Annotated in this window: 8 protein-coding genes; all 8 read right to left on the bottom strand. The window is 68.9% G+C overall.

Going from position 1 to position 16,262, the window contains the following annotated elements:
• Entirely contained in the window at positions 1 to 7,656 is a 7,656-nt protein-coding gene (locus A5789_RS21060; protein WP_064905807.1) for an amino acid adenylation domain-containing protein, read from the bottom strand.
• A 16-nt stretch (positions 7,657 to 7,672) separates the two neighbouring features.
• Positions 7,673 to 9,469, bottom strand: a complete 1,797-nt coding sequence (locus A5789_RS21055) for a carbamoyltransferase C-terminal domain-containing protein (protein WP_064905809.1) — start codon at positions 9,467 to 9,469, stop codon at positions 7,673 to 7,675.
• Positions 9,470 to 9,478: 9 nt separating this feature from the next.
• Positions 9,479 to 10,303, bottom strand: a complete 825-nt coding sequence (locus A5789_RS21050) for a class I SAM-dependent methyltransferase (protein WP_081879446.1) — start codon at positions 10,301 to 10,303, stop codon at positions 9,479 to 9,481.
• Positions 10,304 to 10,318: 15 nt separating this feature from the next.
• On the bottom strand, positions 10,319 to 11,464 hold the full coding sequence (locus A5789_RS21045) for an acyltransferase (protein ID WP_063009140.1): 1,146 nt from the start codon (positions 11,462 to 11,464) through the stop codon (positions 10,319 to 10,321).
• Positions 11,465 to 11,466: 2 nt separating this feature from the next.
• Positions 11,467 to 13,098 carry an AMP-binding protein gene (locus tag A5789_RS21040; protein ID WP_063009138.1) on the bottom strand — a complete coding sequence of 544 codons (1,632 nt, stop codon included), beginning with the start codon at positions 13,096 to 13,098 and terminating at the stop codon, positions 11,467 to 11,469.
• On the bottom strand, positions 13,095 to 13,352 hold the full coding sequence (locus tag A5789_RS21035; protein ID WP_030515113.1) for an acyl carrier protein: 258 nt from the start codon (positions 13,350 to 13,352) through the stop codon (positions 13,095 to 13,097). The genes A5789_RS21040 and A5789_RS21035 overlap by 4 nt, the downstream gene beginning before the upstream one ends.
• Before the next feature lie 24 nt (positions 13,353 to 13,376).
• Positions 13,377 to 14,342, bottom strand: coding sequence for a hypothetical protein (locus A5789_RS21030; RefSeq protein WP_064905811.1), 966 nt, complete (start codon positions 14,340 to 14,342; stop codon positions 13,377 to 13,379).
• 499 nt (positions 14,343 to 14,841) lie between these two features.
• Complete coding sequence (gene glpR / locus A5789_RS21025; protein ID WP_064905813.1) at positions 14,842 to 16,044, bottom strand: gephyrin-like molybdotransferase receptor GlpR; 1,203 nt, start codon at positions 16,042 to 16,044, stop codon at positions 14,842 to 14,844.
• Positions 16,045 to 16,262: the final 218 nt, after the last annotated feature.

Genomic DNA, 16,262 nt, shown 5'->3' with positions numbered 1-16,262 from the left:
TCACCACTGTGCGTCGCTGTGTAATGCCGCCTCCAGCAGAGCCAGCTCGGCGGCGATCGGATCCTCCGACTGGGGCGGCGCCGGCGGGGCCGACGGGGCCGATTCCGAAGCCGCCGGTTGCGATTCGGCCGGAGGCGGACCGGCCGGACTCGCAACAGCGGGGGTCGGCGCGAGCGAATCCGCAACCGGCGAATCCGGCGCGGCCGGGGCCGAGGTCGAGGCATCCGAATACGGCCCGGCCGGGGCCGAACCCGCGGGCGGTACGTCGGTGAGCTGCGGCGCTCCGTCCTGTGTCGTCGCGTGGTGCGGCCGAGCATGAACGGCGGCAGTGGCCGGGTCGGGCGCGTCGGGCTCCCCGGAACCGATTGCGGCCATGAGATATTCGGCCGCCTTCTCGACGGTCGGATGGTCGAATCCGAAGGTCGCGGGCAGCGCGAGTCCGAAACCGTCCTGTAGGCGTGAGCGCAGTTCGACGACCGCGAGGGAGTCCATCCCGAGCTGGGTGAATCCCTCCTCCGGGTCGATCAGATGCCCGGCGTCGAGGCCCAGCACCGCCTTCACCTCGGTGGCCGTGAGCTCGCGCACGAGGCCCGCCCGGTCGGTCCGGGCAGCCGCCAGTACCCGTTCACGCAGCGAGGCGGCCGGTCCGGCAGCGGCGGGGGTGGCGGCGATACTTCCGTACCACGGGTCACCACCCGCGGCCGCGGCCAGCTTCGGCCAGTCCAGATCCGCGGCGACGACGGTCGGACCGGCAGCGACCAGATTGCCGGCCAGCAGACGCAGCCCCTGCTCCGGCGAGAGCGGGCGGTAGCCGCGCAGCCGGGCCCGCTCGCGCTCTTCGGCGTCGAGCCGGGCCGCCATCCCGATGTCGCCCCACGGACCCCACGCGATGCTGGTCGCGCGGATCCCTTGGGCCCGCAACAGCGACGCGTACCCGTCCAGATACGCATTGGCCGCCGCGTAATTGGCCTGTCCGCCCGCCCCGACGGTTGCGGTCAGCGACGAGAAGCACACCACGAATTCCGTATCCGCACCGATTATTTCGCGCAGCCGGTGGATACCGCCGACCTTGGGCGCCAGGACCTTCTCGAATCGGCCGGCGTCCAGCCCGGCGATCGTCGCATCGTCGAGCACACCGGCCGCATGCACGATGCCGCCGAGCGGATGCGGCGCTGCCGCCACCACGCCGGCGAGCGACTCGGCGCCGATGTCGGCGGTGTGCACGGTGACCGAGCAGCCGCCGTCGCGGATCTCGTCCAGCAGCCGCGCGGTCTCCGGATCGGGTGCGGTGCGGCCGACGAGCACGAGGTGTCCCGCGCCCTGCTCGGCGAGCATGTGCGCCACGCGGGGGCCGATCCCCCGCAGCCCGCCCGTGACGAGATAGCTGCGATCGCGCCGTATCCGCACATCCGTCCCCGGCTGTGCCCGGCGGAGCCGTGCGACGTAGCGATTCCCGCCGCGATGCGCGATCCGCGTCTCCGGCGACCAGCGGTGGATCTCGGCCGCCAGCCGGATCAGCGACGAATCGTCGTCGCCATCCAGATCGACTGTGCTGCAACGCAGTTCCGGATACTCGCGACGGACGACCGTGGCGATACCCCACAGCATGGTCGCCGCCGGATCGGTGACGTCGGCGTCGCCGGTCACCGGTTGGGCGCCGCGGGTGGGCCACCACACGCGGACGCGTTCGGATGCCAGCGCCGGTAGTGGTCGCACCGCCGCGGCACACCGCCGGGCGGCCTCGCCGACGAACCGCGCGCTCTCGCCGTCGGCTCTCGTCAGGCCGCGCAGGTCGACGTAGCCGCGACGGTCCGCCGCGGCGAATTCGACCGGCCACGCGCGTATTTCGGCGTCGGTGGCCGCGCTGCGCGTGATGCCCGATCCCGGCGGGGCATCCGCACCGATCAGTACCGTCTCGGCCGGAATCGCCCGCGCGCGCAGCACCCGCGCGAAACGGCTCAACCGGTCGGGTTCATCGTCGACCACCAGCAGCGAGGCCGGCTCGGTGCCCGTGTCGGCCGCCTCGGTGCGCTGCCAGTGTTGCTCGTGGGTGATATCGGCCGTCTTGTGCGCGAGCGCCCGCTCCACCTGTGCCCGGCTGATGCGCCGCGATTCGAATCCGTCCACGGCGACCACCAATTCGCCGGTGGCGCTGTACATCCGGATATGCGCGGTGAACGCCTCGTCACCCGCGCCGTGCCCGCCCGCCAATCGGGCATGGATCCACAGCGGGCCCTCGGTGCGGCGACCGGAGAAGTAGTAGCGGTCGATACTGAAGGGAACGTAGATGTTCTCCTGCGCCCGCAGCAGATCGTTGTCGTATTTCCAGCAGCTGTTGAGCACCTGGAACGCGGCCTCGACCAACCCCGCGTGCAGCGGTTCCGGCCCGATCTCCACACCCTCGGGACGGGTGGTCAGGCACAGTGCCTCGTTGTCGCCGCGCCGGATGCTCTCGATCCAGTGGAAGGAGTTTCCGGTGTCGAGCCCCGGCACCCACACATCACGATAGAACTCGAGTCCGGACAGCTCCTGCGGACAGCGGGCGAGAATATCTCCGCGCTCGGTCTCGCCGAATGTCGAATCCGATTCGGCGGGAGCACTTTCCAGCGCGGTGCGGAACAGCGCCGGCCAGGCCGCGCCCGCACCGGATTCCTCCTCGGCGACGAGGGTCACGTCCCAGCCCGGACCGCTCGGCCGCAGCACCAGTTGTGCGCGGCGGCTGCCGCCGTCCGACACGGCGAACGGATGCAGGAACAACGTGTCCCGCAGCACGTAGGGCCCGTCGATGTGGTGCGCCGCCGCGGCCAGCACCATGGCGATATGCGAGGCGCCGGGCACCACCGCGGTACCGAACAACCGGTGATCGGTCACATACGACGGTGAGTCACAGGCGAAACCGCGTTCGTAGCGAATCTCCTCCGACAGCGGCAGATCCACCGGACGGCCGGGCAGCCCGGTCTTCTCGGCGACGCTCTCGGCACGGCGGCTCGCCCGTTTCGGTTCGACCCAGAAGGTGCTGCGCTGGAATGCGTAGGTGGGCAGCGGGATTCGACACCCCTGGGCGAACGGGCCCCACGGCGTGGGACAGATGTCCACACCGCTCGCATAGAGTTTCGCCGCCGCGACCAGCAGGCCGCGCGAGAAATCGTGCGGCCCGTCGGCCGCCGGTACCGTGTGGACGCCGTACCGATCGGCGGCCAGCCGCAGCCGGGCTCGTTCGTCGCTGCGACGGCCCAGCACCAGCATCCGATCACAGCCCACGGCCGCCACGCACGAATCGAGCGGTGCGTCGGCATTCGGTGCGTGCGATGCCAACCGCAGGTCCCGGCGTTCACCCGCCCACGCCGGTGTCCCCGCCGCGGCGGCCCGCATGGCGGTCGCCAGGTCGAGGACGCCGGAGATCGTCGCGGCCACGTATTCGCCTGTGCCGTAACCGATCACCGCATCCCAGTGCAGGCCGCACGCCCGCCACATCTGCACCAGGACGTACTGACGGGCCAGCTCCGCCTGCACTCCGGTGGGTTCGGCGCCGCCGAGTGCCGCCGACACCTCCGCGCGCGCCTTCCGCACCACCGCATCGTCGGCGTACCGGTCGAGGAATTCGTCGACACCGGCTTCGGGAGCGTCGCCTAGGACCAGGCACAGGCGGTGGTCCGCATGCTGCTCCGCCTCGGTGAACAATGCCGCCGCGGGTTCACCGCGCAGGTACGCCGCCAGCGCCGCCCGCAACTCCGGCAGCGTGGAGATCACCGCGGCAAGCCGCTGCCCATGATGCTCCCGGCCGAAACCTGTCGTGTAGCAGACGTCTTCGACGGCGACATCGGCATCGGCATCGAGCCGATCGAGGTAGCGCTGCGCGAGGTCACGCAGTGCCGCATCGGAACGCGCCGACAACCGGAACAGTCCGGTCCAGCCCGCGGGTGCGGCGCTCGCGATGCGCGGCGGCGCGGCCTCCAGCACCGCATGCGCGTTGGTGCCGCCGATGCCGAAGGCCGATACCGTGGCGATCCGCGGCCGATCCGACGGCCATGCGCGCGAGCGCGGCGACACCCGGAAAGGCGTCTCGGACCAAGGAATCCGGCTGCTGGGCTGGTGCAGATCCGCGAGTCCCGGCAGGACCGCGTGGTCCAACGCCAGAACGGCTTTGACGAATCCCGCCACACCGGCGGCGGTATCGAGGTGGCCGATATTCGCCTTCACCGATCCGACCTCGCACCGGTCCGCGCGCGGACCGCCGAATGCCTCGGTGAGGGCGGCGATCTCCATCGGATCCCCCATCGGCGTGGCGGTACCGTGCGCCTCGACGTATCCGATCTCCGCCGGCGCCACCCCGGCCACGCGATGCGCCCGGCGGATGACCTCGACCTGGCCGTCGACACTCGGCGCGGTGAACCCGACCTTCGCGGACCCGTCGTTGTTGATCGCGGTGCCGCGCACCACGGCGAAGATCCGGTCACCGTCGCGCACCGCGGCGTCGAGCCGTTTGAGCACGACCACGCCCGCCCCGTTGCCGAAGACGGTGCCGCCGGCCTGCTCGTCGAAGGCGCGACAGTGCCCGTCCGGCGAGGCGACCATCCCCTCCTGATGCAGGTAGCCGACCCGATCCGGCACGCGCACCGCGACCCCGCCGGCCAGGGCGATCTCGCATTCGCCGCGGCCGATGGATTGGCAGGCCAGATGGACCGCGACCAGCGAGGTCGAACAGGCGCTCTGCACGGTGACGGCCGGTCCGTGCAGGTCGAGGCGGTAGGCGATCGAGGTGGGCAGGAAGTCGGGTTCGTTGCCGACCTTGATCTGATAGTGCTGGGTGGAGGGCAGCTGCGTGAAGTCGTCGGCGAAATAGCGGTGGAAGTAGCTGCTGGGCAGCCCGCCCACGAACACCCCGGTGCGCGGACGCTGCGGCGCACCACCGTAGCCCGCGTGTTCGAGCGCCTCGACCGCGCATTCCAGCAGCAGCCGATGCTGCGGATCGGTGACCTGGGCCTCGCGGGCGGTGAAACCGAAGTACTCGGCGTCGAATCCGGCGATATCGTCCAGGACGGCCGCGGTGCGCACGTAATTCGGCGCGGCGATGCGCTCCTCCGATTCGCCCGCGGCCCGCAACTGCTCGTCGTCGAGTTCGGTCATCGTCGTGCGCGCATCCGCGATGACATCCCAGAATTCGTCGAGATCGGCAGCGCCCGGCACCCGCACGGCCATGCCGATCACCGCGAACGGACCGCTGTGGTCGCCGGCATCGTCGACCGACTCCCGGGCAGCGACCGAACCGGCGAGGGCCGCGGCCAGTGCGGCCACGGTCGGATAGCGGAACAGGTCCGTGCGCGCGATCGAGATCCCGAGCGCCTCTTCCAGTGCCAGGTGCACCCGGGCGACGAGCAGTGAATTGCCGCCCAGATCGAAGAAATTCGCGGTGGCGTGCACCGAATCACACTCGAGCACTTGCGCCCAGACCGCCGCTATCGCGTCGGAGAGATCGCTCGGTGAGGCGGCGGTCGAGCCGGGCACCGCGACGACGGGCGCGGGCAAACTCCTGCGATCGATCTTCCCGGCCGTGTTGCGGGGAAACTCCTCGAGCACAACGATTTTCGCGGGCACCATATACGCCGGCAGCAGAGTACGGGCATGTGCGCGCACCGCGTCGGTGTCGACACCCGCGGCGGCGGCGCTCACGTAGCCGACCAGTTCGCTCCGCTGCGGATCATCGCCGAAGACCGTGACCACGGCCTCGCGCACTCCCTCGGCGGAGCGTAACGCGGCCTCGACCTCACCGGCTTCGATCCGCAGACCACGCAATTTGAGCTGATGGTCGGCCCGGCCGAGATACTCCAGGCGTCCGTCGGGTAGCCGCCGCACACGATCACCGGTGGCGTACAGCCGTTCTCCGGTCCGCCGGTCGGCCACGAAGCGGCCGATCTCGTCGGCGGGGTCGACATAGCCACGTGCCAGACAGACCCCGGCCAGATGCAGCTGCCCCGGAACACCCACCGGCACGAGCTGTCCCGCGGCGTCCAGGACGAGGGCGCGCACATTCTCGATCGGTCGGCCGAGGGTGACCGCCGCCCCCGGAAGCACCTGTTCGCCGGTGACGTCGACGGCCGCTTCGGTCGGTCCGTAGTAGTTGTAGAGCGCGGTATCCGGCAGCAGCCGGTGGAATTCGGCGGCCACGTCGGCGGGTAGCGCCTCACCGCTGGTGGTCACGTACCGCAGCGAGGTGCAGGCCTCGGCGCCGGGCTCGGCCAGCCACGTGCGCAGCATCGAGGGCACGAAGTGCGCGACGGTGATCTCCCGCGCGCGAATGACATCCAGGAGATAGCGCGAATCCCGATGCCCCTCGGCATCACACAGGACCGACTGCGCGCCGTGCACCAGCGGGTAGAACAGATCCCACACCGACACGTCGAACGTCAGCGGCGTCTTCTGTAGCACCCGGTCGGACTCGTCGATGCGAATCGCGTCGTGCAGCAGGCGATTACAGATCGCCGCATGTTCGATCAGCACACCCTTGGGCCGGCCGGTCGAACCGGAGGTGTAGATGACGTAGGCGAGATCCGTCGGCGCGCCGACGCGGGCGGGTGCGGGCTCGGTCCGGTCCAGTTCGTCCCCTACGGCGTCCAGATCGATCGCCGTGACGCCCTCGGCGGATAAGCGTTCGGCGATCTCGGCGTCGTCACACAGCACCACCGACGCCCCGGAATCCGCCAGGATCGTCGCCAGCCGCGCATCCGGATCCGCGGGATCCAGCGGTAGATAGGCCGCACCGGCCTTCATGACACCGAGCGCCAGCACCGGCACCCGCGGCGAACGCCGCAGGCACAGCGCGACGATCTGCCGGGGCCGCACCCCCGCGGCGCTCAGATATCCGGCGACCCGCGCGGCGCGGTCGTCGAGTTCGCCGTAACTCAGCGTGCCCGCCTCGGACACCACGGCGGGACTGCCGGGCCGGCTCGCCGCTCGTTCGGCGATCAGTGCGTGCAGCGTCGTCGCGGGACGGGCCGGCTGCGGCCCGGTCGACCACTCGTCGAGGGCCGCCCGGTCCTCCTCCGGCAGCATCGGCAAGGCCGCGAGCGCGGTATCCGGCTGCGCGATGAACGCGTCGATCAGCATCGCCCACTGCGCCAGCAGCCGCCGCACCGTCTGCGGTTCGAACAGCTCCGCATCGTATTCGCAGCGCAGTTCACCCGCGCCGCGATCCTCGACGAAGACCAGATCGCAGCCGACGACGGCCTCGAGCGCGTCCTCCGCCGCGTCCGGGTCGTGCTCGCCGGTGATTTCGCAGTAGGCGATCTGGAACAGCGGATGGCGATCGAATACCGGTGTGGGACAGAGCGTCGCGATCAATTCGTCGATGTCGAAGCCGGCGCGTGCGGCCGCCGCTCGCGAGCGGGCCGCATCGACCTCTGCGGCCAGCGCCTGCGCCGTGCGATCCGGCTCGACGGCCACCCGCAACGGACTCGGTGAATCATCCTCCGGCGCAATCACTCCGAGTGCGACCTCGGCGTGTTCGGAATACCGGTGGATCAGGGCGATCAATGCCGCCACTGCTGGACCCGACGAGCGGGGACGATGCTCTTCCCGGGCACGCAGGTATCGCTGCACCGGTGCGCGGCGGAAATCGGTGGCGATGGCGATGACGCCGGGAAGAAAGTCGGCTTGCACAGTAACTCGATCCCACTTATCCGGCGCGAACCGGCTCTACCAGGTAATTGCCGATGGCCAGCACGTCCAGTCCGGCGGTGACGAAGGTGTCCAGGCCCTCGGCCGGCGTGCACACGATCGGCTGGCCCTTCACGTTGAACGAGGTGTTCAGCAGGATCGGTGTGCCGGTCTCCTGCCGGAAGGCGTCGATCACCGTCCAGAACCGCTCGTTGCGCTCGCGCGACACCGTCTGCACCCGAGCCGATCCGTCGACATGGGTGACCGCCGGCAGCCCCTCGCGGAATTCCGGCCGCACCGAGGTGATGAACAGCATCCAGGCATAGGTGTCGACCTCGGCGTCCTTGATGTCGAAATACGTGGTCGCGTACTCGTCGAGGACGGCGGGAGCGAAGGGGCGGAAGCCCTCCCGCTTCTTCACCTTCGCGTTGATGATGTCGCGCATGCGCGGATGGCGCGGGTCGCCGAGAATGCTGCGATTGCCCAGGGCGCGCGGACCGTATTCCAGACGTCCCTGAAACAGCGCCCCGATCTGCCCGGCGGCCAACCGGCGGCCCAATTCGGCGGCGAGCGCCGCGAAATCGTCGAATCGGGTTGCGGTGCAATCGGTCCGGCCCGCGAGTGCCGCCGCGATCTGCTCGTCGGAGTATTCCGGGCCGTTCAGCGGTGTCGCGATACCCGCGATCGGGGCGGCCCCCTCGCGCTGGTGGTGCACATACAGCGCCGCACCCAGCGCGGTGCCGTCGTCACCGGCGGCGGATTGGATGAACATGCGCTTGAACTGGCGGCTGCGCAGAATCACGCCGTTGGCCGTGCAGTTGAGCGCGACCCCGCCGGCCATGCACAGATTCTTCGCACCGGTCTGTTTGCGGAAGTGCCGCAGCGTGTGCAGCAGGGTCGCCTCGAGCGCCGCCTGCAGGGCGGCGGCGATATCGCGGTGGTGGTCGGTCAACTCGTCGTCGGGGCCGCGGGCCGGGCCGAAGATCTCCTCGATCGCTTTCAGTGTGCCGCGGTAGGTTTCCCGGTCCAGATCGGTTTCGTTGCGGTACAGGATGGGAATCGTGAAAGTACCGTCGGGCCGCAGATGAATGAGATCCATCATCGCCGCGAAGTGTTTGCGGTGGTCACCGTAGGGCGCCAGCCCCATGATCTTGTACTCGTCGAGGCCGAACGCGAAGCCCAGATAGTAGGTGAAGACGCCGTAGAGAATTCCGAGGGAATTCAGTTCCGAGACCGTCGCGATCGGTTCGATGCCCGCATCCGTTCCGAGCGCGACGGTCGCGCTGTGCTGCTCCCCCATGCCGTCGGCGACGAGGATCAGCGCCGAATCGAATCCGCTGGGATAGAACGTGCTGGCCGCGTGGGCCAGGTGATGCGGTACCTGCACCAGCCGGTCGTCCCAGTCGCCGCCGAAGGTCTCGGTGAGTTTGTCCAGCAGCACCTGCCGGGCGAAGACCTCGCGGAACCGCGCGCGTCCGAGTTCGCTGTGTTCGAATTCGGCTCGCAGCGGCTCGTAGGAGAAGCCGTGGGCGAGCACGTCGAGCGAATCGACCGAGATTCCGGCTCGTTCACAGCCGAATCGGATGGCGTGTTCGGGAAAGGCGCCGGTCGCCTTCTCGCCGGTGAACCGCTCCTCGGCCACCGCGCTGACCAGCTCGCCGTCGTGCAGCAGTGCCGCCGCGGAATCGAAGCCCTGGGTGATGCGGTAGTCGCGCCACTCCAGCCCCGGGAAGCGGGCCTGCTTGAACGGCACACTGTTGTGCAGACCGCTGATCCCCATGATCGACTTCGGTTGCGCGGCTGGTGTTCTCACCATGGCGGAGGCTCACAATCTTCGTGCCCGCGGACGTTTGCGGGCGAAATACTGGCTGGTCGCATACAGTTCGACGGCGATGTCGGTATCCGGGACGACGCGCTGCAGGAAGGCGCGATGGGCATCGATGGCCGCCGGATCGGCGCCGGCGTGTTCGAGGTAGGCCGGCACGCACTGTTCGAATCCCAAGGCGTGCAACATCTTCGCCTCGGGCATCGCCGAGACCGGCTGGAAGCGGTCGCGACGCGCGATGATGAAGCCGGCCTCGGTGAGCAGCTGTGGGGTGCGCTCGTAGATGTCGTGGGCGGCGCCGCGCGCCCGGCCGAGGGCGAACCACCACTCCCGCCACAGATCCGCGGCGGGATCGTCGGCGGGCACGAATCGCAGCGCCCCGACATCGGACATCTCCAGCAGCAGCGCGCCGTCGTCGGCGAGCATGCGCTCCATCGCGGTGAGCGCGGCGGCGGCGTCGGCCACGTGCATCAGCAGAAAGCGGCTGTACACCCAATCGACCGAACCGGGTTCGAGCGGTGCGTCTTCGATGCGCGCGTGCACGTAGCGCACCTGCGGCAGATCGCCCACCAGGCGGCGCGCGATCTCGAGCTGTTCGGCGGAGGCGTCGACGGCGTAGACGACGCCGTCGGGTCCGACCCGCTCGGCCAGCCAGGCCGTCATCGCGCCGTGCCCGCAGCCGATATCGGCCACCGTCGCGCCGGCGCAGAGCCCGACCGATTCGAGGAAGGCACGCGAACTCGGGTTGTAATGCTGATCGAGCAGGGCCAGGCGCGCCGCGTCGCGATCGCCGACGGCCATGCTGTAGGTCATCGCTGCAGCCATATCGGATTCGTCTCTCTACGAACGCGCGGCCGGTTCGTGCTCGAGTGTGGAGGCCCACTGCAGGCTGTGCGCCCGCTCGGGGTCGGGCAGCAGATAGCACCCGTCCTGGCGCGGCCGGCGGCCCGGCGTCACCAGACCGACCGGCGGCCCGGCACCGAAATCCAGCCAGGAGGCGGGGATCCGGGACAGATTGCTGACCAAAAAGCCCGACTGCGGCGGATATCCCCAGACCCGGTCGAGTCCCGCGATGCCGTGCACCTGCAGGAACGCCTCGAGTTCGGCGATCGCGTCGTCGATGCGTCCGGGCGCGGTGGCGATCGCGTCACGCACCCAGCCGGCGATCTCCGGCACCGAGGCGTTACGGACGCGCTCGGTCTCGACATCGATCAGCACCTGCACGAAGGCGTTGCCGAAATAGGTCGGGCCGAGTTCGCGGACGAAGCGGCGGATGTCGACCGGGCAGGCCAGGGTCACCAGGTCGGTGTCCTTGGTCGCGGCGTAGTCGCGAAACAGGCCCGCTGCCACCAGATCCGCGGTCGACAACCCCGAAACCTCGGCTTGCGCCTCGCATTCGGCGAGATCCAGCCGACCGGTGTGGACGTCGAGCTCGGGCAGTTCCAGATCCGGCTCGACCGTCACGAATCCCGCCCGGCGCAACGCGTCCGGATCGACGCTGTCGCGGTCGCGTGCCTGCGGGCGGGTGAGCACCTCGCGGTCGCAGCGCGGCGACAGGAAGCGAGCGCCGCGGGCCCGGGCCGCCCAGGCCGCCAGGAAGAAGAACATGCCGTAGCCGTCGGCCAGGCCGTGCGACATCGACAGCCCGACGGCCGTGCGGTCGCCGCGGGTCACCACCCGCCCGCGGGCGAGCACATGCCCCACTCCGATCTCGACCGGATCGAGGCATTCGCTCAGCGGCACGGTGGATTCGGCGACCGTGGCCCGGATCGCGGGGCGCGGGTCGTCGACATCCATCGCCAAGGTGCGCTCGTCGAGTTGCACCAGCGCCGCGTCGGCGCCGACGAATTCGCGGGCCGTCTCGATATAGGCCTCGACGATCCGATCGGCGTCGAGCACCTCGCCGAACTCCACCACGAACTGCAGCGGACCGGCCATATTCGCCGTCCACATGTGGTCGACGGTCGACAGCGGTACCGGCGCCATCGTCAACTCCTCTCCAGGGCGTCGAATTCGCCCTGCAGCAACTGGTTCCACATCACCCGCCGCCGCGGCTTGCCGCTGGTGGTGCGCGCGATGAGTCCCCGGTCGCCGATGAACAACCGCAGCGACGTATCCGTTCCCAGCTGCCCGGCCAGGACCTGCCGCAGCCGCACGGCCTCGACCGGCTTGTCCTCGACCAGCACGGCGACGCGTGCGGCGCCGAAGGCGTTGCCGGCCAGCGCGACCACTCGGTTGGCGGGCACGCCGAAGGCCTCCACCACGGCCGCCTCGATGTCCTCGGCGTAGATCGTGCGGCCCCGCACCTTCACCGCGTCGCCGACCCGGCCGATCGGATACAGCTGCCCACCCACCAGCAGCCCCGCATCACCGGTCGCCAGAGCACCGTCCTCGGCACGCGACAGATCGCGGGTGCCCTCCGCCGTCTGGTATTCCCGGGCGACGCTCGGGCCACCGACGATCAATTCGCCCGGCGCTCCGGCATATTCGTCGGTCGCCGCGGTCCGCACCGTCACTCCGTCCAGCGGTGCGCCACACCCGACCAGCCACCGCCGGCCGTCCTCGAGCGGCGCCGACATCAGCTCGAACGGACCGTCCACGGCGCCGGTTTCGGGTGTCACCGCGGCGGCCTGCACCGGCTCCGACGGCCGTAGGCCGGAGACCGCGAGCGTGCCCTCGGCCAGCCCGTAGGCGGGACACGGTGTGCGCGAATCGAATCCGTAGGGCGCCAATCGCTCGGCGAATCCGCGCAGAATCGCCGGATCGATCCGTTCGGCGCCCACGATCATCACTCGCCAGGGATCGAAATCCATTCCGGCCAAGGCCTCGTCGGTCATCTTTCGCAGCAGATACGCCAGCGCGAAGTTCGGCGTCGCGGTGATCGTCGCGCCGTCGCGGCCGAAACAGGACAGCCACGACAACGGATCCCGAATGAAATCGATCGGCGTCATGGCCTGAATGTCCAGATTCAGAATGGTCGGCGTGATGATGCAGCCGATCAGGCCCATATCGTGATACGGCGGCAGCCAGGTGGCGATCCGGTCAGTCGGGCGAAACTCCAGCCACCGGTCGATCGCGGCGCAATTGGCCTCCAGATTCGCCACCGATACCCGGACCGCTTTGGGCGAACCACTACTGCCGGAGGTGAATTGGAGCAAACCGATGCGGTCCGGCGCACACCCCGGCAGTTCGGTCACGGCGGGAGTCGCATTCGACGTGCCGACAATCGTGACCCCGCCCACGGATTCGAGCACCGGATGAACCACTCCGGCGAGTTCCTCCGCCACGATGATCGCCGAGGGAGCGGCCGCGGCCAGCAATGCGGACAGTTGCTGCCGATACGCCGACTCGTTCTGCAGTGGTAGTGGCGGCGCCAGCGGATTGGGAGTGGCTCCCGCGGCCAGCACGCCGAAGAAATTCGTCATGAATCGTTCCGGGGCCGATTCCACGATGGAAACCACCGCACCCGGACGTACCCCGGCCTCGATACAGGCCGCGGCCACCCGTCGCACCTGTTCACTCAACCGGGGATAGGCGATGCGGCGCCAATCGCCGTTGTCGGCGATGGTCCAGCCTCGTTCCTCGCCGTCGTAGGCCAGCCAGTCGAGCAATCCGGTCATGGCTGTTTCGCCCGCAGCGCGTCACACACCATCTGCTCGATATCGCCGACGGTCACCACATTCGTCGCACCGGAATCGCCGCCGGCGTCGATGCCGAAACGCACCTGCAGGCCGAGCGCGAGTTCGATCAGGGCCAGCGAGTCGTAGCCCAGCTGTTCGGCCAGCACATCATCGGAGGCCAATTCCGCCGAAGGCTGGGGGGCGTGCCGACGGACCAGTTCCCGTACCTGGTCGCGCACTTCATTTTCGTCCACGAAATGCTCCCGAGTTGTTTTTGTTCATCGAACGAGGTACGTGATGGGATGTGATTCACCGTGCAGATCGGCATATTCTCCCGCGGCTGCCGCACAGGATTCCCGCCAATTCTTCGTGAGTTCCGAAATGGTGTCCGAAGGAATTCCGATCGACGTCATTCTCCGGCCGAGAGAACTCTCCGCGAATTCCCATTGCTCCTGAAGTATTTCGGCGCGTTTCCGCAACACCGGCACCAATCGCGGAAATGGATCACGCGTTTCCGGATCGACCAATGTCCGGGCGGCCGCCGGAATATGTTTGCGAATCATCGCGACAATATGGTCGCGCTGTCCGCCGCGCACTCCGTTGCGCAATGCCAGCACACCGAAGGAAATATGCCGCGATTCGTCGCGGGCGACATTCGTGATACCGGTCCGCAGAATGTCGAAGCGTGGCAGCGCCCGCACGGTTCCCAGCACGGTGTGCAGACCGGTCATCGCCACCGCACCCTCGACCAGCAGGTGGTAGACCACCACGCCCTCGTACCAGGCGGCGATGTCGCCCGGGTCCGCCCGCACCCGCTCGACCGCGTCCACGAGCGCCTTCTCGAACAGGTCGCCCACCCGATCGACGCCACTGACCTGCGATAACTCCTCGTTGCCGAGGGTCTCCGAGAGAAAGGCGAGGTAGCGCCGGAAGAAGACGGTGTGGCGCGCCTCGTCGGCCAGCTGGGTGGCCAGATACATCTTGTAGTCGACCTCGGGCGCGGCGTAGGCCAGCGGCGCCAAGGTCTCGGTCACGGTCGTCTCGCCGACCAGGAAGCGGGCCAGGGTGGCCAGCAGCGGCAACCGCGCGAAGGCCGGCAGCCGGGTCCAGCCCTCGGCATCGCGCTCGTATTCCAGGCTCTGCGCCTGCCATTGCTGCATTTCCCAGCGGCGATAGAGATCGAGCGCGGTTACCCGTTCGGCAAGATCGACCTCGATCTCGTCGATGACCGTTGAATTGTTCATCGCGATTTCTCGATCTGTTACGCGAGCAGGCCGGTGAAAATCGATAGCAGAGTGCTTTCATACACGTCGATCAACCCTTCCAACCGCCCAGCTACCCCACGCGCAGCGTCCTCACCTGCTGCGGCGTGTCAATACCCGTGACCACGCATCCGTACCGGAAGGATTAAATCCTTCGATCTTGTGGACAGCGATTCTGCACGGTGCCCGAGCTTACTCCGGAAATAGCTCGCGAGCCACTCGTAACGGGGAGATCACAGCGACAAAAGGTTACCTATGAATTTGCCGCCTTCTCGGCACTCCCGGTGAGTGGACACGGACGTTTCACATTCCGGCTGACAGCCCACCACACACCACCTCCCCTATGAGATGCGGAGAGTTAGCCACGAGCGCCGATTCGTCCGGCCACAGCCGCGAAAAAACGCCAGGGCACACCGAAACGGCCGCCGCTCGCAGCTCCTGGCTACGATGCGGCGGCCGTCGGCAACCGGCTCCCCGGCTCCTATTCGCCTGCGGCGCGGCGGATTTCACCACCCGCGGCCCGGTTCCGGGTGGCCCGGGCAGCGGCGGCGTCGAAATGTTCCAGATGGTCGAACAGCGGGTCCTCGTCGTCGACGTCGAGCACCACCGCGCGCCGGCGCAGCGCGCGGGCGGCGTCGCGATCCATCCCCGGACGACGCTCGGCCCGGACCCTTTCCTGCGCAACGGCTTCGGCGTTCTCGGCGGGGCGCTGCCGCGCTCCGGACAGCCGTGCCGCGCGGCGGCGGCGGATGTCCTCCTCGAAGCGCACCTGCCGCCGCAGGTAGGCCAGATAGCCCCCGAAGGCCACCACCGAAAGCGCACACCCCCACCACAGGGTCGCGCTCACGGCGATCGCGAAGGCGCCGAAAAGCAGTGTGCTCAGGATCAATCCGAGTGCGGTGCGCTGCCGGAAGCGATACCGGGCCGCGCGCGCGATGGCGTCGGCCTCCGGATCGAACCCGCCACGGCCACGCCGGGAGGGGACGAAATCGCGTGCGGCCGATCCGGGTTCGCCGTCGGCGCCGTCGTCGAGATCATCGAGCTCGTCGTCCGGATCCACATCGCCGCGCCGGGCCGGAACAGCCGCGTTCGGTGCGGGTGGGATGCGGGCCATGCTCGCCTGCGGGCGATCCTCGGTCTCGGCGGCGGCCGGGACGTCGTCGACCTCTTCACCTTCCTCGGCATCGTCCGGATCGTCGGCGCGGGCGTCTCCGGCGAGATCGCCGTCGCGATCGACTTCGCCGAAGTCGTCGTGCTCGTCGCCCGGCTCGGCATCGACGGCGTCGCCGGGGGTTTCACGGGCGTGCTCCTCGCCCCCGTCGGCGCGACCGGGCGGATCACCGGCGCTCCGGTGGGCCCGCGTCACCTCCGATTCGGCGCGCTCGGGTGCGTTCCGGTCGTCCTCGATGACGGGCTCATCGGCCGATGTCGTCATCCGGTCCTCCGCATCATCGCCGTGGGAAAGCCTTTTCTGCCGAGGGGTCGGCACCCAGTCCGGATCGGTCTCATGCCCGGTGGCCGGCCCTTTCTTCGCACGTCGTCTGGTACCACCTCGATGCAGCACCCGGGTTGCCAGGGCCACGTCCGTGGTGCGGCGGATCCGCGGATGCCGATCGGCCAGCATCGGGAACAGCACGAAGACCCAGAGCACGACGAGCGCGATCCACAAGATCGAATTCGGCATCGCGCTCCCACCTCCGTCCCCGCCTGACCACTGTCCCTTCTCGACCGCTGGGCAGGTTCTCGCCACCTGTTTCGTCCTGGCACCGGACGCACCACCGACGTCCGTAGGTTAATGCGGCGTCACAGGAATATCCCGCAGGCGCGCCGCCCACACCTGCCCCACCCGTCACAAGGCGGTCATCACCAGGCCCGGGCGCGTCACCGCCGAAAAACGCCGCG

The sequence above is a fragment of the Nocardia sp. 852002-51101_SCH5132738 genome, assembly GCF_001665695.1.
In the GTDB taxonomy this organism is placed as follows: Bacteria; Actinomycetota; Actinomycetes; order Mycobacteriales; family Mycobacteriaceae; genus Nocardia; species Nocardia nova.
The sequence above is the reverse complement of the archived record's forward strand: the minus strand, read 5'-3'. Positions and strand labels throughout refer to the sequence as shown.